Here is an 18,208-nt window from a genome sequence, read left to right as displayed (position 1 = left end):
ATGCCGCTACTCGAAGTCAAAGACCTCAGCGTGCGCTTTACGCGTCGCGAAGGCGCACCCGTCGACGCGGTGCAAGGCGTGTCGTTTTCGCTCGAGGCGGGCCGCACGTTGGGTATCGTCGGCGAATCGGGCTCCGGCAAGAGTCAAACCGTGATGGCGTTGTTGGGCTTGCTGGCCGGCAACGGCAAGGTATCGGGCGCCGCGACCTATCGCGGCGAGAACCTGCTGACCATGAACGAAGCGGCGCTGAACCGGATTCGCGGCGATCGCATCGGCATGATCTTCCAGGATCCGATGACCTCGCTCAATCCGTTCCTGACAATCGAACGGCAGATGACCGAGACGCTGCAGTTGCATCGCAAGATGTCGCGCCGCGAAGCGCGCCGCCGCGCCATTGAAACGCTGGAGTTGGTGCGCATTCCCGATGCCGCGCGCCGCATCGGCATGTATCCGCACGAGTTTTCCGGCGGCATGCGGCAGCGCGTGATGATCGCGATGGCGCTGCTCTCCGAGCCCGAAATCCTGATCGCCGACGAACCCACCACCGCGCTCGACGTGACCGTCCAGGCGCAGATCATCGAGCTGCTGCGCGAGCTGAATCGCGAGCGCGGCACGGCGATCATTCTGATCACGCACGACATGGGCGTGGTGGCCGGCCTGTGCGACGACGTGATGGTGATGTACGCCGGCCAGACCGTCGAGCAGGCGAGCGCCGCCGCGCTGTTCGCCGCGCCGACGCATCCGTACACGCTCGGCCTGCTGAACGCGCTGCCGCGTCTCACTGACGATGACGACGACCGTCCGTTGCAAACCATTCCAGGTAATCCGCCGCTGCCCGGCGAAGTCGGCGCGGGCTGCGCATTCGCGCCGCGCTGCGGGTATTGCACCGAGCGCTGCCGCGAATCGCGCCCGCCCCTTGCCGCCGTCGCTGATCTCGCCGACGCGCTGCGCGCGTGCCATCGCCCGGTCGGGGAAATTCTCGAGGCACAACACGTATGAACACCACTTCTCTCGCGGGACAAAGCCAGGACGCGTCCACGCTGTTACGCGTCGACAATCTCAAGGTGCAATTCGGCGTGCCGCGCGGCGGCTTTCCGTGGTCCGGCAAAGCGACGCTGCGCGCGGTGGACGGCGTGTCGTTCAACGTGCGGCGCGGCGAAACCGTGGGACTCGTCGGCGAATCGGGTTGCGGCAAGTCCACGCTCGCGCGCGCGATCATCGGACTTGCGCCGGTGGCGAGCGGCAGCGTGCGCTGGCTCGGCGACGAAACCGTGCTGCCGGGCGCGCGCCGCGACACCTCGCGTTTGCGCCGCGACGTGCAGATGATTTTCCAGGACCCGCTCGCGTCGCTCGATCCGCGCATGACGATCGAACAGATCGTCGCCGAGCCTTTGATGACGCACGGCCAGGACATCGCGCGTACCGACGTGCAGCGGCGCGTGCTGACCATGCTCGAACGCGTCGGTCTCAACGCCCAGCATCTGCGCCGTTATCCGCACGAGTTTTCCGGCGGCCAGTGTCAGCGCGTCGGCATTGCGCGCGCGCTGATCGGCGAACCACAACTGGTGATCTGCGACGAACCGGTGTCCGCGCTCGACGTGTCGATCCAGGCGCAGATCGTCAACCTGCTGCGTGATCTGCAGCGAGAACTGTCGCTCTCCCTGCTATTCGTCGCGCACGATCTGGCCGTGGTCAAAGCAATCAGCCACCGCGTGCTGGTGATGTATCTGGGACGGGTGATGGAATTCGGCGACAAACGCGAGGTATACGGCACGCCCCGCCATCCGTACACGCGCGCGTTGCTCTCGGCCGTGCCGGTGCCCGATCCGGTCGTGGAGCGCGCGCGCCGTCATCTGCTGTTGCGCGGCGAGATCGCGTCGCCGCTCAGTCCGCCTTCCGGCTGCGCGTTTCGCACGCGCTGCCCGGATGCGATCGAAGCCTGCGCCAGGGAGATTCCGCAACCCGTCACGCACGGCGCCAAGGCGACACGGGTCGCCTGTATTCGCGTGGAAGACACCGTGAGGTAAGTGCCGCTGGCGCACCGCCAGAACACCGAAGAACCTGAGAAATTAAAACCGTATTCCCGGCGCGGCGGGCCGTCGCGCCGTTGGATTCGTTCGTCCTGCCAACCGTAGGAGGAACGATAAGCGTGGACTGGCTAACCGCCAGCCAAAGATTCACCACAATAATCAGAGATGTACTCAATGAAAGATACCCGATCAAAAACCCGGTCAAAAAAAACCGGAGCAGCAACGTTCTTTTACTGCGCATTCACGCTTCCCGCACTGACACTAGCCGCTAACGCGTATGCCGACGACGGCGTCACGGAGCCCACCTCCGAAGCGCCTAAAGCTCAAACGGTCGCGCAAACGTTGTCGTCCCCCGCGCAACTCGCGCAAACCGCGCCGACGCAGCAAAACGATACGTCCGGCAAGCGCCGGGCGGAGCAAGGTGGCCAGGTGCGCAACGACCAACCCGACACCACCAACGCCGTCGTCAACGCCGAGGCCAGTCAGACAGTCACGCCGCCCGCGCCGCTGTCGAGCCAGGCGGCGAGCAAGGGCTTTATCGCCGACAGCCATCTGAATCTGCAGTTTCGCAATTACTCCGACTACTTCCAGGCGCCCAACACGATCTACCGTCACGCGTGGGTCCAGGGCGTGCAGGCCAACTATGAATCCGGCTACACGCAAGGGCTGGTCGGCTTCGGCGTCGATGCGTCGCTATTCGGCGCGCTCAAGCTCGACGGCGGCAATGGCGCGGGCAACATGGTGCACGTGGGCAAGGACGGCGGCGGTTCGCAGCAGCTCGCGTGGGCGTACCCCGGCATGTACGACATCAAGGGGCGCATTTCGGAAACGGTCGTGAAGTACGGCTTGCAGGACGTGACGAACCCGTTCCTCGAACCGCACGACAACCGCGCGCTGCCGCCGACCTTCCTCGGCGTCTCGATGGTCAGCAACGATCTCGCGCACACCGAACTCCAGGCCGGCAGCTTCACCAAGGTCGACGCGCGCGGCCACACCAACCTGACCAATCTCACCACCTCGTACGGCGGCACGCGGATCGATCGCCTGACTTATGTGGGCGGCACGTGGCACTACGCGCAGAACGGCGAGATGGCCCTGTATGTCGATCAGGCCGACGACGTCTGGCGTCAGTACTACGGCTCGGTCGCGCAGTCGTTCGGCGATCCGACCACCATCAAGTGGAGCGGTCTCGCGAACATCTACTCGACGCACGACACCGGCGCGTCGCGTCAGGGGCACATCAACAGCAATGCGTACAGCGTGTCGGTCTCCGCGCAGCACGGCCCGCATGCGCTGCTGCTCGGCTACCAGCAGGTGCTCGGCGACCAGTTCTTCGACTACGTCAACGAGACCAACGGTATTTACCTGACCAACTCGATGGACGTGGACTACAACGCGCCACACGAACAGTCGCTGCAATTGCGCTATACGTTCGACGGCAAATACGCCGGCGTGCCGGGGCTCAAGGCGATGTTCTGGGGGCAATACGGCTGGGGCGCGGATGCGTCGGCGGGCGCGACGGAGAATGCCTCGCCATCGGCACCGCTGCATGATCTGTACTGGAAGAACGGCGAGCCGGTGCATGGCCATCATCACGAGTTCGGTTTCATTCCGAGCTACACGCTGCAAAGCGGACGCTTCAAGGACACGAAGATCACGTTCATCGCGATGTGGCACAACAGCCAGTACCACTACTCCGACGGCAACAACATGGAATACCGGCTGGTGGTGAATGTGCCGGTGAAGGTGTTCTAAGCCGTTGCGAACAGTTCGAGGCGGCGCGGTTTGCGCGCTGCCTCAGAGGGCGTCACGGCTGCTGATTGGCCATGACGCACCGTTTGCACGCGTTCTAACCGATGCACGCTGGTCAGAAAATCACCGACATCGCCACCGCCAGCCAGATCCCCGCCACACCGACGAGAAACAGATGCCGCGCAATGCGAATTCGGGCGTCGCTGGATTCGGGTTCGACGGGACTCGTGGCAACCCACGGCACGAGCCCGAGGCAACCGAAGCCGATCAGCGCGGACACGAACACGAAGACGTCGGCGACCCGCCAGTGTGTCGGCTCATACAAACCCCAGTAGCCGAGAAAGACGATACCGATCGAGAAGATCGTCGCCGAAGCGGCGCTGAGTGCGGGCACTGATCCGATTGGACTCGGCATGCTTCACCTCTGATCGTTAGGCTGTCATGGCCTGCCCGCCGAGTGCCAGCTCGCACCGTGGCATCGTTCAGGACGTGCGGGCCTGCCTCGCTTCATACGTCTTCAGATGACTATAGGCGATACGCAGCAACGACAAGCCGTGCTCGCCCTTTTGCGCGTCGCCGCCGCGCGAAATCAGATCGCCGAGAATATGATCCGCCTCGGTATGCGAGTGGTTTTCCACATCGCGCAACATGGACGCGGTGAGCGGCGAAGGCGTGAAGAGCGTTTGCGTGGCGCGTGCGTCGAAGTCCGGGCCCATGGTAAAACCGTTGTGCTCGGCCACCGCGCGGCACTCGCCCAGCAGATTCTCGATCACGCGCTTGCCGTCCGGCGCAGCCAGAATATCGCCGACCGAACCGCGCATCAAGCACGTGCCGGCCGCCAATGTGGCCAGGAACACCCACTTCTCCCACATGCGCAGCAAAATGTTTTCGCTGACCAGCGCGTCGAAATTCGCGCCGCCCATGGCTTCGGCGATTGCCTGAACACGTTCCGACGCGCCGCCGGCCTGTTCGCCGAAGGTGATCGCGTGGCTATCGTTCAGATGCACGATATGCTGCTCGGCGTTGAGCGTAGCGGCGATCACGCATTGGCCGCCCAGCACGCGCGCCGCGCCGAACTTTTCGTTGAGCACGTCGATATGGCGCATGCCGTTGAGCATCGGCAGAATCAGCGTCGACTCGCCGACGAGCGGCGCGAAGGAATCGATGGCGTCGTCGAGACTGTAGGCTTTGCAGCTCAGCAGCACCAGATCGAACGGCTCGGCGCCGACGCCGGCGAGAATCGTTTGGGGATCGGGCAACTTGAGATCACCGCGCACGCTGCTGATGACGAGCCCGTCACGCTTGAGCTTTTCCGCCCGGCCGGGACGCACGAGGAAGGTCACGTCCTGGCCCGCCGCTGCGAGACGCCCGCCGAAATAGCCGCCGACGGCGCCCGCCCCCACTACTAGAATTCGCATCTTTGGCCTCTTGATAGTGTCGATCACGCGCTTGCGTCCACGAGCCAAGGCTTCAGGGGGCGCGAATGCAGTGCGTGTGCAGAAATGTAGCAAAGATTGAAGATCGGCACCGGCCAGGATTGCCGTGAACCGGCGTGTTGCATTGCACAGCGGCTTACTTCAGATCAAATCAGGCAACGCCGTCAGTGCGTCAGGTAAGCGTCTCTTTCACAGCGTGCCGCAAAGGGTGCGCTCGTAAAGCGCCAGCATACCCGGCACATCCACCTCGATACACACTTGGCAATCGGGCCGGCTATCCCACGCCGGGGCGGGCACGGGCATGGTCGACGGCTTCTGGATGGTCTGACCCACCGCGATGCCGTCAGTCAGCACACGCACGGGACCGCTGCGCGTCGTATAGAGATGCGGCGCCACGACATAGGCCACCGCCGACGAATCGTGCACATAGATGCCCGCCAGTTGCGCGCTTTGCTCGTGAAACGCCTCGTAGTGCCGCGACACTTCCCATACGAACTGACCGGCCACGCCGCCGCGCTCGCGCAGCGAGGCCAGATACTCGTGGCTCATGATAGTGCGCTGCGTGACGTCCAGCCCGACGATCGTGACCGGCCACGCCGCGCCGAGCACGATGTCGGCGGCATCCGGGTCGCCCAGGATATTGGCTTCCGCCGCGGGCGTGACGTTGCCGAGCACGCCGTCCGTGCCGAACGCGCCGCCCATGATGACCACCTGTTTGACGAGCGAGGCGATCTGCGGATCGTCGGCGAGCGCTAGCGCAAGGTTCGTGAGTGGGCCCACCGCGAGCAGCGTCACTTCGCCGGGATGGGCGCGCACCGTGTCGATGATGAAGCGGTGCGCGGGACGCGTGTCGAGTGCGGCCTCGTCCGTTGTATCCAACGCGATATTGCCAAGACCGTTGTCGCCGTGAATCCATGCGAGCGGCTTGGGCGCGATGCGCTTGAGCGGCGCTGCCGCGCCCTGCGCGACCGGCACGCCGGCGGCGAACCGTCCAGCGAGGAAGCGCGCGTTGCGCGTGGTCGTTGCGATCGTCGCGTTGCCGAATACGCTTGTCAGACCAAGCAGTTCGATATCCGGATGCAGCGCCTGAAACACGAGCGCCATTGCATCGTCCACACCTGGGTCGGTGTCGTAGATAACCTTGTGCTTGCTCATAGATAGAACGCGTCCGGCAATTGTTCGCGTGCGGTGGTATCGCGCGTCGCGCCACGCAGATTGCCGAGGCGAATCGGCAGTTCAGGGCCGCCCAGTTCGATGATCACCTGGCGGCACGCGCCGCACGGCGCGATCGGGCCGTCCGTATCGCCGATCACGGCGAGCGCGGCAAACTGGTCACGCTGATAACCCGCCGCAATGGCGCTGAAAAACGCGGTACGTTCCGCGCAATTGCACAAACCATACGAAGCGTTCTCGACATTGCAGCCGTCGAAGACCTGCCCGTTTTTGGTCAGCAGCGCCGCGCCGACCTTGAATTTCGAATAAGGCGCATAGGCCTTTTCTCGCGCGATGCCCGCGCGTTCCAACAACTGTTCCATATTCATCCAGCAATCCTCGATTCAATTCAGCGTAATGAACATGCCCGCAATCGTGGCGCTCATCAGGTTCGAGAGCGTCGCGGCGAGCACGACACGCAGGCCGTAACGCGCGACTTCGGCACGGCGTCCCGGCGCGACGGCGCTAAAGCCGCCCGTCAGCACCGCGATCGACGAAAAGTTCGCGAAGCCGCACAACGCAAACGACAGGATAGCAATGGTACGCGGATCGAGCGCCTGCAGACCGGCCGCGGTCACGCTCGCGGCGTCTTTCAGATACGGCGACAGCGACGCATACGCGACGAACTCGTTGAGAATGACCTTCTGCCCGAGGAAATTGCCGGCAATCGAGGCCTCGTTCCAGGGCACGCCGATCAGATAGGCAAGCGGCGCGAATACCACGCCGAGTACCGATTGCATCGACAGTTGCGGATGGCCGAACCAGCCGCCCACGCCGCCCACGATTCCGTTGAGCAACGCAATCAGCCCAACGAACGCGATCAGCATCGCGCCGACCATCACCGCGATTTTCAGGCCCACGGTCGCGCCGGAACTCGCGGCTTCGATGATATTGGTGGGACGCTTCTCGTCGAAGTTGAGGTTATCCAGATGCACCCGGCTCGGTTCGGTGGACGGGTGAATGATCTTCGCGAACAGCAAGCCGCCCGGCACCGCCATGAACGACGCCGCCAGCAGATACTCGATGCGCACGCCAAGCCCTGCATAACCCGCCAGCACCGACCCGGCGACGGCCGCCATGCCGCTCGACATCACCGCGAACAATTCGGCGCCGGTCATGTCGGGCGTGAACGGTTTGACCACGGCGGGCATTTCGCTTTGCCCCAGGAAGATCGTGGTGACCGCGGAAAACGATTCGATCTTCGACACGCCGAGCAGTTTCTGAAACACCGTGCCGAGCACGATCACGATCCAGCGCATTACGCCGAGGTAGTACAGCACGGAGATCAACGCCGTGACGAAGATGATGGCCGGCAGCACGCGCACGGCGAACACGAAACCGCCGTCGCCGAAAACCTGGAACATCTTTGCTTGCACGAGGCCGCCGAACAGGAACTCGATGCCCGCGTTACCGTAGCCGAGCACATGATTGACAGCGGACGCCGCGCCCGAAAGGATCGACTTGCCGACCGGCACGAACAGAATGAATGCGCCGATTCCAACCTGCGCGAGCAGCGCGCTGATTACAGTCCGTAAGCGGATGGCACGACGGTTGGTGGAAAAGATGAACGCGATGAGTAGCAGTACTGCAATACCGAGGATGTTTCGAGCGATCAGTGCCATGTCTCGTGATGTTCTTGTGAAAGTGGCAATGATGCTAAACGAAAGTAATGCTGGAGGAAAAACTTTAAATATGGGACGGCACTCTAGTGCCGAAGAATGCATCACAGTTGATGCGCCGCGCATTTGCGAGATTTCGACAACGTGCATCGACATGTATTTCGCATGCCGACGCACTGCTGCTATCGATTCAAACTCACAGCATTTCCAATGCCAACGCAATGCCCTGACCGCCGCCAATACACAGCGTCACGATGCCGCGTTTGAGGCCATCGCGTTGCATCGAATGAAGCAGGCGGGTGGTCAGCACGGCGCCCGTCGCGCCGATCGGATGGCCATGCGCGATCGCGCCGCCTTGCACGTTGATCAATTCGTCCGCAATGCCGAGTCTGCGCGCGACCGCGATTGGCACAGCAGCGAATGCCTCGTTGATCTCGAAGCGCTCGACATCGTGCAATTGCCAACCGGCTCGCGCCAACGCCATCTCCACGGCCGGCACGGGACCGAGCCCGAACATCCCGGGCTCGACCGCGGCGACGCCATAAGACACGAGACGCGCGAGCGGCGCGATGCCGCGTGCTTCCGCGAAACCCCGCTCGGCCACCAGCATCGCGGCCGCGCCGCTGTTCAATCCGGGCGCGTTGCCCGCGGTGATCGTGCCGTCGGGGCGGAATGCCGGACGCAGTCTCGCCAGCGTGTCCACTGTGCTGTCGGGACGCGGTTGTTCATCGCGCGTGAAATGCTGCGGGCCTTTGCGCCCTGCTATTTCCACTGCAACCAGTTCGGCGTCGAAATCGCCGCGCGCCTGGGCTTCGCTGAATCGCTGCTGCGAACGCGCGGCCCAGCGGTCCTGAGCTTCGCGCGTGATGTCGAATTGCGCGACGAGGTCTTCTGTGTGCCAGCCGGAATGCTCGCCGGAGAACGCATCGTTCAGGCCGTCGCGTAGCAGGCTGTCGTGGATTTGCGCGTTGCCCATGCGGTAGCCCCAGCGGCCGCCGTCGAGCAGATACGGCGCGCGGTCCATGTTCTCCATGCCGCCGGCCACGGCGGCATCGCCGAGACCCAGCAGAATTTCCTGGGCCGCCGATGCGATCGCTTGCGCGCCCGAGCCGCACACGCGATTGACCGTCAACGCCGGCACGGCCACCGGCACGCCGCCGCCGATCGACGCCTGGCGCGCCGGATTCATCTTGTTGCCGGCTTGAATCACATTGCCCATGACGACCGACGCCAACTCAGCCGCGTCGAGCCCGCTGCGGCGCAACGTCTCACGCACGGCGACCGCGCCGAGTTCGGTTGCGGGCACGTCCTTCAACGCTCCGCCGAATGCGCCGATCGGCGTTCTCACCGGATTGCAGATCACCACTTCTCGCTGATTCGCCATCATTTCACTCCAGTTGGTTCAACACCTCATTGGCCACGCCCGTGCATCAGTCGATCAGTTGTTCGCCGATACCGCCGTGACCGCGTCAGGCACATCCCAGCCGCCGCCGAGCGACCGGTACAACGCGACCGCCGAAAGCGCATGCTCGCGTTTGGCCTGGTTCAACGACTCCGAGTCACGCAGATACGCCTCCTGCGCGGCGAGCACATCGAGAAAATCCGTCGCGCCGCCCTTGTACAATTCGCTCGACAGACGCAGCGCCTGGTTCGACGCATCGAGCGCGCCGCCAAGACGTTGCACCTGCACTGCGCCGCTCACCAGATCGCTGCGGTTGTCCTCGATTTCCTTCAGCGCTTGCAGCATGGTCTGCTGCAAACCGAGTTGCGATTCGCGCATGCGGCTTTCGCTCGCGTCGATATTCGCGGTGATGCGGCCGGCGTTGAAGATCGGGCTCGTCGCGTTCAAGGCGGCGCTAAAGAGGTTGTCGGTCAGCGTCGGCAAGCCGAGGTAGGACGAGGCCAGCAAGCCGTCGGCAAGATTGAGCCGGAACTGCGGATAGCGCTGCGCTTTCGACACGCCCACTTCCGCCGCGCGCTGCTCGACCGTCGCGTACGCGGTGCGCACGTCGGGACGCTGCAGAAGCGCTTCCGAGGGCAGCATCTGCGGCACGCTTTGCGCGGGCACCGGCATATCGCGTGCGTTGGCGAGCAGCAAGCCGTCGACGCTCTCCGGCGTGCGCCCCGAATACACCGCGATCAGACTCAATTGATGCTGCACCACCGATTGCACACGCGGAATCTGCGCCTGCAGATCCTGGAGCTGGTTCTGTGCGCGCGCGACGTCGAGTTGCGTCGACAGTCCGTAGTGCAGACGCTGCTGCGTGAGCTTCAACGCGCGTGCGCGGATCTGCTCGTTGTCGCTCAGAATCTGCAACTGCGATTGCGCCCAGCGCAGATCGATATACGCTGCCGCGGTATTCGCGGCGAGCGCGAGGCGCACCTCGTTCAATGCCGACTGGCGTCCCGACACCTGCGCCTGCGCCGCCAGCACGGCGAGACGTTCGCCACCGAATACATCGGGCGTCCAGCTCGCCGTCAAGCCGACGCCGGCCTGACGCACATAGCCGAGCGGCGGCGGCGTGTTCTGACGCGAGTCGGACGCGGTCGCGCTCGCGTTCAACTCAGGCAGCAGGGCCGCGCGATTCTGCTTCGCCAGATCCTGCGCCTGCTTGACGCGCTCCACTGCCGCCTGCACATCAAGGTTGCCGGTCAACACGGATTCGACCAGTTGATGCATGACGGGGTCGCCGAATTGCGCCCACCATGCATTGGCGCTGACGCTGTCTTGCGGTGCGTCGACATTCCACGCGGCAGGCGCGACGGTCTTCACGGTTTGCGGCAAATCGGCGTGCGTTTCCGGTTGCACCGCACACGCCGCGAGCGTCAGCAAGGCGGCGCTCGCCAGTACTTTGACAAGGATCGGTTTCATGTTGAATTCCTCAATGGGCATCGGGCGGCGGCGCGGTATTGCCGAACGGGCGTGAGAACAGCACGCTCAACAGGCCGACCACGAAACACAGCGACAGGGCGTAAAACGTGTCGGAGAACGTCAGCACGAGTGCTTCGCGCATCAGCAGCGCATGCAGTTCACCGAGGCCGGCGTTGGCCGCGTTCAGCACGTTGCCGCCCACTGCCGCGAAATGCGCGCTTTGCTGCTGCAAGATCGATTCGACCACCGGACGGCCCACGTTCAGATGTTCATCGAGCCGCTCGTAGTGCAGGTTCAGGCGGTCGTTGAGCATCGTGCTGCTCACCGCAATGCCGATCGCGCCGCCGAGGTTACGCATCAGGTTGAACAGGCCGCTGGCGGAACGAAGCCTCGACATCGGCAATGAACCCAGCGCCATCGTGACGATGGGTGGAATGCAGAACTGCTGGCCGATGCCGCGCAACGCCTGCGGGATCAGCAACTCGTGCCAGCCCCATTGACTGGTCAGCGGCACATACAGATAACAGCCGACGCCGAACAGCACCAGGCCGAACACCAGCAGGATCCGCATGTCAATAAAGCGCGCGACCACCGAATACACCACCATCGCGACCAGCTGAAAACAGCCGACCGACAGCAACGCCACGCCGATCTGCAGCGAATCAAAGCCACGCACACGAGACAGGAACACCGGCGTCAGAAACACCGCGCAGAAAATCCCGATCCCGGTGATGAACGACAGCAGACTGCCAATACCGAAGTTACGAATCGCCAACGCGCGCAAATCGACGATCGGCTCTTTCGCGGTGAACGCATGCACGAGGAACAGGAATCCGCAAATCGCCGTGATCCACGCGCACGTCAGGATCACGTCGTCGCCGAACCAGTTCTTACGCGGCCCTTCCTCCAGCACGTATTCGAGGCAACCGAGAAAGCCGGACATCAGCAGGATGCCGAGGTAATCGCCTTTCTTCAGCAGCGACAGATCGACCTCGTCGAAGTGCACGTACTTCGGCACCATCAGCGTGACGGCGAGGCCCGGCACCAGGTTCAGATAGAACAGCCAGTGCCACGACCATTGCGACGTGATCCAGCCGCCGATCACCGGACCAATGGTCGGCGCGAGCGTGGCGAGCGCGCTGATGGTGGTGGAGGCGATCAGGCGCTGCTTCCCGGGGAACAGCACGAACGCCGTGGTGAACACCGTCGGGATCATCGCGGCGCCGAGCGCGCCCTGCAAACCGCGGAACAGGATCATCGAGTTGATGTCCCACGCGAGACCGCACAACATGCTGGTGACCGTAAAACCGAGCGCGGAAAACGCGAACACCCAGCGCGTGGAGAACACTCGGGTGAGCCAGCCGGACATCGGGATCACCAGAATTTCAGCGATCAGATACGAGGTCTGCACCCACGAGAGTTCGTCCTGGCTCGCGGACAAGCCGCCGCCGATGTCCTTGAGCGACGACGCCACGATCTGAATATCGAGCGTCGCCATGAAAAACCCGACGCACATCAACGTGAACGCCAGGACTTTGATTCGCGTCGGCAGGTCGGCGGGGTTGGCGAGAACTTGAGTCATGATCGGCTCATCCGCGCGCCGGCGTGTCGCCAGCGTCGACATGCACCTTCACCGTGGCTGACAGGCCGGGACGCAGCACGCCTTGCATGGCCTTCGGCACATCCAGCCGCACACGCACCGGCACACGCTGCACGATCTTCGTGAAGTTGCCCGTGGCGTTTTCGGCGGGCAACACGCTGAACGTAGCGCCAGTGGCCGGCGCGAGACTCTCCACCACGCCGTGAATAGGCGTGCTCGAGGCGTCGAGGTCGACATCGACGGTGTCGCCGACGCGCATCTTCTTCAACTGGTCTTCCTTGAAGTTGGCGTCGATCCACAATCCGCTCGACGGCACCACGGTCAGCAGCGACACGCCAGTGTTCGCCAGCAGGCCGACACGCGCCGTGCGATTGCCGACATAGCCGTCGATCGGCGAGCGAATCGTCGTGTACTCCACATTCAGGGCCGCGACACGCTGGGCGGCTTGCGCCGTCGCGATGCGCGCCTCGGCATCGCCAATCTGCGCGTCGAGCACGGCGATCTGGCGTTGCGCCGCGATCAGCGCCGCGCTGCTGCGATCGACCGCCGCGTGCGCTTTGGTCAGATCGGCATCCGCGCGTTCGACGACCTGATTCGATACCGCGTCGTCCTTCACCAGTTCGCGGTAGCGCGTCTGGTCCGCGGCGCTGCGCGTCAATTCGGCGCCGGACGCGCGGACCTCGGCGGCCTGCTCGTTGATGGTGGCGAGTTGCAAGGACTTTTTCGCCTGCAGTTCAGTCACGGAGGCTTGCGCGCTCTGCACTTCCGCCGTGGCCTGCGCGAGCCGCGCGTCGTAATCACGCGCGTCGAGGCGGATCAGCACCTCGTTCGCGTGGACAAACTGGTTGTCGTGCACGAGCACGTCCGTGACGAAGCCGTTCACCTTCGGCGCCATCACGGTGACATCACCGCCCACGTAGGCATCGTCAGTCGTTTCGACGAAGCGGCCGACGAAGAACCAGTACGACGCCGCAAGCGCCAGCACGGCGAGCACCGTGATGACCGCGAGCAGCATCCACGGAATGCGACGCGCCGGTTTGGCGGTCTGCGCCGCGCTCGGCGGGGCGATAGTCGATGGAGTAGTGGACATGATGTCGATATGTGCGTATGCACTCGTTACGTTGAAAAAAAAGCGCGTGGATTGCGCCGGCCGTGCGTCGCCGTAGCCGCGACTTCAGATTGAATCCCGTGTGATGGCGAACAATTCGCCTCGCAATGCCGCCGCGCGCCGTTCGCCGAAACGATGCTCGAATTCGGCTTGCGCGGCATGCCAATGTTCACCCCCTGCCTTGAGACGCTCTTCGCCTGCCGCCGTGAGCGTGATCGTCAGGGCGCGCGCGTCGGCAGCGAGCGCCTCGCTCGACACCAAACCGTTGCGGCGCAGCGGCTGGATCGTGCGGACCAATGTGGTGCGTTCCACGCGCATGGCTTCAGCCATTTGCTTCATCGTCATGGGGCCGGTGCGTTTGAGCCGCCCGAGCAGCGAAAATTGCGTGATGGTCAGCCCGACATTCACCAGGTGCCGGTCGTATATCTGCGAGACATAACGCGCGGCCTGGCGGATGGCAAAGCAGTCGTCGTCGAAGAGCCCTTCCATTGCTGCACTTCCTCGTTAGTGAGTGCGTATGCACATAGAGAGGCGGACCGATGCTCGCCGGAACGAGCGGGTGCGCCTCAACTAGCCAGTGATGCTGAAGAGTTCGGCGCGCAGCGTTTTGGCGCGCGCATGGCCGAACTTCTTTTCGAACTCGTCCTGCGCGGCGCGCCACGCAACGGCGGCCTGATCGAACGTGGCTTCGCCCTTCTCGGTCAGGCTGAACAGAAACGTGCGGCCGTCATGCTCCGCCGATTCGGCCACCACCAGCCCGTCGCGCTGCAAGGGTTTCATCGCGCGGACCAGCGTGGTGCGCTCCATCACCATCGCGTCCGCCAGATCCACCATGGGCAGATTCGGCATGCGCGCGAGCTTGGCGAGAATCGTGAACTGCGCAGCCGTCAGTCCTACCTCGCCGAGGTGGCGTTCGTAGATTTGCGTGACGTGCCGGGCCGCCTGGCGCAGCGCGAAGCAGTTGCATTCGTCGTAAGAGATGGGGCGGTTCATGGTGTGGAGTCTATATGTGCATACGCACAGCGTCAAGTTTGGCTAGGTTGAACAGAGTGTTGCGGAATCTGCTCAACTGGCTCATCGATGCTGCTTCCCGATATGTGGTTGTCTACGCGGAGTGCATTTTAAGCATTCATGCCATATCAGCGCGGCCAAATCACTGTTGCTTCAGTGCACCAGCACATTGTTGATCTGGACCACGTCGGTCATGCTCAAGGCAGCTGTGTCGCCCTTGAGTTGCATCAGCGCAACAATTGCGCCATAACGAGCCGCCAGCAGATCGCGTTGCGAAGCATAGAGCGCGTCGATCGCTCTGAGCACGTCGCTAGCCGTCCGGCTGCCCACGCGAAAACCGACCCGAGTTGCCGCCAGCACTTCTTGCGATGACGCCACAAGATGGGTAAGCAAGTCGATCCGCGTGCGCCCGTACTGATAGCGACTGTAATCGTCGCGGGCGGCGGCTTCGGCGTCTCGCGTTGCGCCCGTGAAGCCCTCTTGCGCCTTGTCTTCCAGAGCCGATGACGCCTTCACCTTTGCCTGTGTCTCACCGCCTGAAAAAATCGGTATCGAGACGGCCAGCATGCCCGTTGTCGTGGTTGTGGGCCGCGAGTAGCCGGAGGCCGCGCCGGCCGGGGTATAGCTTCCGGTCAGGTAAACCGAGGGAAAATGCGCCGACTGCGCCTTGCTCACTTCCGTCCGGGCGATCTCCCAGTCCAGTTGTTTCAGTTGTACGTCGAACGCGTGATTCTTCGCCTGCGCGGCCCACGCATCGATGTCCTCAGGTTGTAGTCGCGGCATGGGCAACGACTCAGGTAATCGCGCGAGCGTCTCGAACGGCACGCCTGTAGCTTGCTCGAACGCGCGGCGCTTCGCAAGCAACGTGTTTTCCGCATCCATCCGCTCGATCGCGACCTTCTCACGCGCGGTCTGTGCGTCGCGCAGATCGATCAGCGTTGCTTCACCCGCCGTTTTGCCTCGATTGATCAATTGCAGGTGCTGATCGACCGCGGCCGCGTAATCGCTGACGCGCCTCAACTCATCCTCGGCGACGAGCGCTTCGAAATATACGCGCACGGCCCGCAGAATCACCGCCTGTTGCGCAGCATTCAATTCGACAGCGCCGCGCGCTTCGACAGAATCCGCCTGCTTGTAGTTGCTCCATTTCGTCCAGTCGAACAAGGGCTGCGCGATATTGACGGTCCAGCCCGATTGCCAGTACGACGTCGTCGGAAAACCATCTGTCGCCAGGCGATTGTAGGTGCGCCCCCAGCCAGCGGAAATTTGCGGCAGTAATCCTGCACGCGCCTGCGGAACGGCCTGCTGCGCGGCCGCGTAGCCGGCGCGTGCCTGCGCGAGGCCGGAGTCGCGGCCGAGCGTCTGCTGTGTAACCGTGAGAAGGTCGGTCGCAAACGCGGGACTCGCAATGGCGCAAAAGAGGCTCACTGCAACGCGCGCCATCCGGAACTTAAACATGAAACGGCTCCGATAGAGGATGTAAGTGCTCAAGCGTCTCGGGCACCAGCGCGCCGTCTATCAGGCGGTATCGAACGTCGAACGAGGCTGCCAGTGACCGGTCGTGGGTGATCACGACAACCGTGCAGTCGAGCCGGCGCAGCAAGGCGGCCACGTGTTGCACCGAAGCCGGATCCAGATTGGACGTAGGCTCGTCGAGCAGCAGCAGACTTCGGCCCTGATAGAGCGCGCGCGCCAACAGCAGGCGTTGCCGCTGGCCAGCGGAGATGTTCGCAATCGTGTCGCTAATCACGGTTCGCGTGCGCATCGGCAGACGCATGACGTCCTGCATCAATCCCACGTCTTCGAGCAGCGCATGCACGCGGTCTTCGTCGATACTGGCTGCAAATAACGTGATGTTTTCGGCAATCGAGCCGTGCAGAATCAGGTCGCCCTGACGCATATGGGCCGCATGCCGCCGGATCTCGTCGATAGTCAGATTGGGCCATGCGATGCCGTTGAGCATGATCTGGCCTTCCTGCAGCGGCTCGGCAGCCGACAGCAGTTTGAATAATGTCGATTTCCCCGCACCCGACGGCCCCGTAATGGCGATCTTGTCGCCATGCCGGATATCGATGCTCACGTCTCGCAGAACCGGCTGGTCGGAAACGCCGTAACGAAACGTGACGTTGCGCACCTCGATACGCTCGAACATACGTATCTCCGTCACGCGGTTGCGGTCGGCAAGCGGCGTATACCGCTCTTCTTCGCACTCGACGATGTCCGCCACGCGTGCGGTCGGCACGCTCAGCATGAAGTAGGCGAACGCACCATTGACGGCATGGGCAAAGCGCTCGGACATCAACGACTTGTAGATCAGAAACGAATAGAACACGCCCACGGAAACGCTGCCGGCCAACATCAGCCGCGCGGCAAACCACGTGATCGCAATCGTGTCCGCGTACTGGACCAGTTTGAGGATCGCGTCGCGCGCGCTGTTCAACCGGTTACTCGTAAGCAGCGCGCCCACATATTCTTTGTACTTGATCATGAAGAGCGCCGTACGGCGCGTCTCGCCCTGGGCGAGCTTGATCAGGCTTGCAGCCCGGATCGTTTCGATCAATGCGTCGTCGCAGCGCGCCGACGTCTCCAGCACAAGCGCGTGGTTGTCCCGCATGCGCGCGAACATGCCCAGCGCGACGGCGAGGTAAAGAACGAACATGCCTACCGCGACAGCCGTCAGCATCGGGCTTTGCACCACCATTAGACCAAGGGCGAGAGATCCCACCGCGATGTCGATGCACATCGACGTCACGGTTCGGGTCGCATAGACGCTAATCTCGTCCTGCGCCTTGACGCGTGCGAAAACGTCGCCGACATGGCGCTTCTCGAACCACGACATCGGATTACGCAGGAGATGACCGAGCAATCCCTCGGTCATGTTGATCTGCGTAAGCTGATGCAGCAGTTCGACGAGGCGGGCCTCCACATACTGGCTCAGCGCCCCGACCGCGAATATGCCCGCAAATGTCAGTACGAGCACGCTCAGCAAATTCAGGTTGTCCGCGGAGACCACGTAGTCGAGCACGAGGTTACCGAGATAAGGCATGGCGAGGATCGCGAATTGGCTTCCCAGTGCGACGAACATGACTTTCGCCAGTTGTCTGCGTAGCGCGGGATTCAATGCTCGCACGCGTGCAAGCGCGCCGGGCACCGGCGATTTCGCGCGAATACGCGGCATTGAAGGCGTAGCCGAGCATTCAAGCAGATAGCCGGACACGCTCGCCATGAACGTATCCATGGAGACCCGCCGCCGCCCACTGGCGGGATCGAGGACCTGCACGTAGCCACGACCGCATTTCTCGAACACCACGAAATGCGCGCCACCGAAGTGAAGAATCGAGCCGCGTTTGGCCGACGGCAGATCCGCCATGTCGAACCGGTAGGCCTGTACCGCCAGGCCGAAGTCAGTCGCCATGTCGTAGAGGTCCATCAAAGTCAGACCATTTGCCGATATTGGCCTGAACGCGGACAATTCGCGCACTTCAGTCGCGCGGCCGAGATGGGAAAGCACCATGGCCAGGCAGGCATAGCCGCATTCCGCGACTTCGTTCTGATAGATCGTTCGCAC

At 63.1% G+C, this 18,208-nt stretch carries 16 protein-coding genes; 3 read left to right on the top strand and 13 right to left on the bottom strand.

Annotated features, from left to right (window positions below; genetic code table 11):
* The 3 genes from HF916_RS15400 to HF916_RS15390 all read left to right on the top strand — a co-directional run bounded on the left by HF916_RS15400 (position 1) and on the right by HF916_RS15390 (position 3,785).
* Positions 1-999: an ABC transporter ATP-binding protein gene (locus HF916_RS15400; protein ID WP_168789769.1), complete on the top strand. Its 999-nt coding sequence runs from the start codon at positions 1-3 to the stop codon at positions 997-999.
* Positions 996-2,027, top strand: coding sequence for an ABC transporter ATP-binding protein (locus HF916_RS15395; RefSeq protein ID WP_168789768.1), 1,032 nt, complete (start codon positions 996-998; stop codon positions 2,025-2,027). Before HF916_RS15400 ends, HF916_RS15395 begins: the two co-directional genes overlap by 4 nt.
* Positions 2,028-2,204: 177 nt before the next feature.
* Positions 2,205-3,785, top strand: coding sequence for an OprD family outer membrane porin (locus HF916_RS15390; RefSeq protein ID WP_168789767.1), 1,581 nt, complete (start codon positions 2,205-2,207; stop codon positions 3,783-3,785).
* Between the two features lie 112 nt (positions 3,786-3,897).
* Here HF916_RS15390 and HF916_RS15385 read toward each other — a convergent pair whose 3' ends face one another.
* From HF916_RS15385 to HF916_RS15325, 13 genes are all read right to left on the bottom strand, one after another.
* A complete protein-coding gene (locus HF916_RS15385) occupies positions 3,898-4,197 on the bottom strand; it encodes a hypothetical protein (protein WP_168789766.1) in 300 nt (99 codons plus the stop codon).
* A gap of 67 nt (positions 4,198-4,264) precedes the next feature.
* Positions 4,265-5,200 carry a 2-dehydropantoate 2-reductase gene (gene panE / locus HF916_RS15380; RefSeq protein ID WP_168789765.1) on the bottom strand — a complete coding sequence of 312 codons (936 nt, stop codon included), beginning with the start codon at positions 5,198-5,200 and terminating at the stop codon, positions 4,265-4,267.
* A 207-nt stretch (positions 5,201-5,407) separates the two neighbouring features.
* Positions 5,408-6,373: a nucleoside hydrolase gene (locus HF916_RS15375; RefSeq protein WP_168789764.1), complete on the bottom strand. Its 966-nt coding sequence runs from the start codon at positions 6,371-6,373 to the stop codon at positions 5,408-5,410.
* The gene (locus HF916_RS15370) at positions 6,370-6,759 is read right to left on the bottom strand and encodes a cytidine deaminase (RefSeq protein ID WP_168789763.1); all 390 of its coding nucleotides are present in this window, start codon (positions 6,757-6,759) and stop codon (positions 6,370-6,372) included. Before HF916_RS15370 ends, HF916_RS15375 begins: the two co-directional genes overlap by 4 nt.
* 15 nt (positions 6,760-6,774) lie before the next feature.
* Positions 6,775-8,052, bottom strand: coding sequence for a NupC/NupG family nucleoside CNT transporter (locus HF916_RS15365; protein WP_168789762.1), 1,278 nt, complete (start codon positions 8,050-8,052; stop codon positions 6,775-6,777).
* Positions 8,053-8,245: 193 nt separating this feature from the next.
* Positions 8,246-9,433 (bottom strand): thiolase family protein, encoded by a 1,188-nt coding sequence (locus HF916_RS15360; RefSeq protein WP_168789761.1) that lies wholly within the window; start codon positions 9,431-9,433, stop codon positions 8,246-8,248.
* A 54-nt stretch (positions 9,434-9,487) separates the two neighbouring features.
* Positions 9,488-10,921, bottom strand: coding sequence for an efflux transporter outer membrane subunit (locus HF916_RS15355; RefSeq protein ID WP_168789760.1), 1,434 nt, complete (start codon positions 10,919-10,921; stop codon positions 9,488-9,490).
* Positions 10,922-10,931: 10 nt separating this feature from the next.
* Positions 10,932-12,503 (bottom strand): DHA2 family efflux MFS transporter permease subunit, encoded by a 1,572-nt coding sequence (locus HF916_RS15350; RefSeq protein ID WP_168789759.1) that lies wholly within the window; start codon positions 12,501-12,503, stop codon positions 10,932-10,934.
* A 7-nt stretch (positions 12,504-12,510) separates the two neighbouring features.
* The gene (locus tag HF916_RS15345; protein WP_206001893.1) at positions 12,511-13,611 is read right to left on the bottom strand and encodes an HlyD family secretion protein; all 1,101 of its coding nucleotides are present in this window, start codon (positions 13,609-13,611) and stop codon (positions 12,511-12,513) included.
* 84 nt (positions 13,612-13,695) lie between these two features.
* Positions 13,696-14,118, bottom strand: a complete 423-nt coding sequence (locus HF916_RS15340; RefSeq protein WP_168789758.1) for a MarR family winged helix-turn-helix transcriptional regulator — start codon at positions 14,116-14,118, stop codon at positions 13,696-13,698.
* 81 nt (positions 14,119-14,199) lie between these two features.
* Positions 14,200-14,622: a MarR family winged helix-turn-helix transcriptional regulator gene (locus tag HF916_RS15335; protein ID WP_168789757.1), complete on the bottom strand. Its 423-nt coding sequence runs from the start codon at positions 14,620-14,622 to the stop codon at positions 14,200-14,202.
* A gap of 171 nt (positions 14,623-14,793) precedes the next feature.
* Positions 14,794-16,098, bottom strand: coding sequence for a TolC family outer membrane protein (locus HF916_RS15330; protein WP_168789756.1), 1,305 nt, complete (start codon positions 16,096-16,098; stop codon positions 14,794-14,796).
* A complete protein-coding gene (locus HF916_RS15325) occupies positions 16,091-18,208 on the bottom strand; it encodes a peptidase domain-containing ABC transporter (RefSeq protein WP_168789755.1) in 2,118 nt (705 codons plus the stop codon). The genes HF916_RS15330 and HF916_RS15325 overlap by 8 nt, the downstream gene beginning before the upstream one ends.

It is taken from the genome of Paraburkholderia aromaticivorans (assembly GCF_012689525.1).
Lineage (GTDB): Bacteria > Pseudomonadota > Gammaproteobacteria > Burkholderiales > Burkholderiaceae > Paraburkholderia > Paraburkholderia aromaticivorans_A.
This window is presented reverse-complemented; position numbering and strand designations above follow the sequence as displayed.

Bases quoted from the DNA above. Each gene is read 5' to 3' on its own strand.
- HF916_RS15340 (WP_168789758.1), bottom strand. From the start codon at position 14,118: ATGGAAGGGCTCTTCGACGACGACTGCTTTGCCATCCGCCAGGCCGCG.
- HF916_RS15345 (WP_206001893.1), bottom strand. From the start codon at position 13,611: ATGTCCACTACTCCATCGACTATCGCCCCGCCGAGCGCGGCGCAGACC.
- HF916_RS15360 (WP_168789761.1), bottom strand. From the start codon at position 9,433: ATGGCGAATCAGCGAGAAGTGGTGATCTGCAATCCGGTGAGAACGCCG.
- HF916_RS15375 (WP_168789764.1), bottom strand. From the start codon at position 6,373: ATGAGCAAGCACAAGGTTATCTACGACACCGACCCAGGTGTGGACGAT.
- HF916_RS15385 (WP_168789766.1), bottom strand. From the start codon at position 4,197: ATGCCGAGTCCAATCGGATCAGTGCCCGCACTCAGCGCCGCTTCGGCG.
- panE (WP_168789765.1), bottom strand. From the start codon at position 5,200: ATGCGAATTCTAGTAGTGGGGGCGGGCGCCGTCGGCGGCTATTTCGGC.
- HF916_RS15335 (WP_168789757.1), bottom strand. From the start codon at position 14,622: ATGAACCGCCCCATCTCTTACGACGAATGCAACTGCTTCGCGCTGCGC.
- HF916_RS15395 (WP_168789768.1), top strand. From the start codon at position 996: ATGAACACCACTTCTCTCGCGGGACAAAGCCAGGACGCGTCCACGCTG.
- HF916_RS15365 (WP_168789762.1), bottom strand. From the start codon at position 8,052: ATGGCACTGATCGCTCGAAACATCCTCGGTATTGCAGTACTGCTACTC.
- HF916_RS15350 (WP_168789759.1), bottom strand. From the start codon at position 12,503: ATGACTCAAGTTCTCGCCAACCCCGCCGACCTGCCGACGCGAATCAAA.
- HF916_RS15330 (WP_168789756.1), bottom strand. From the start codon at position 16,098: ATGTTTAAGTTCCGGATGGCGCGCGTTGCAGTGAGCCTCTTTTGCGCC.
- HF916_RS15400 (WP_168789769.1), top strand. From the start codon at position 1: ATGCCGCTACTCGAAGTCAAAGACCTCAGCGTGCGCTTTACGCGTCGC.
- HF916_RS15355 (WP_168789760.1), bottom strand. From the start codon at position 10,921: ATGAAACCGATCCTTGTCAAAGTACTGGCGAGCGCCGCCTTGCTGACG.
- HF916_RS15390 (WP_168789767.1), top strand. From the start codon at position 2,205: ATGAAAGATACCCGATCAAAAACCCGGTCAAAAAAAACCGGAGCAGCA.
- HF916_RS15370 (WP_168789763.1), bottom strand. From the start codon at position 6,759: ATGAATATGGAACAGTTGTTGGAACGCGCGGGCATCGCGCGAGAAAAG.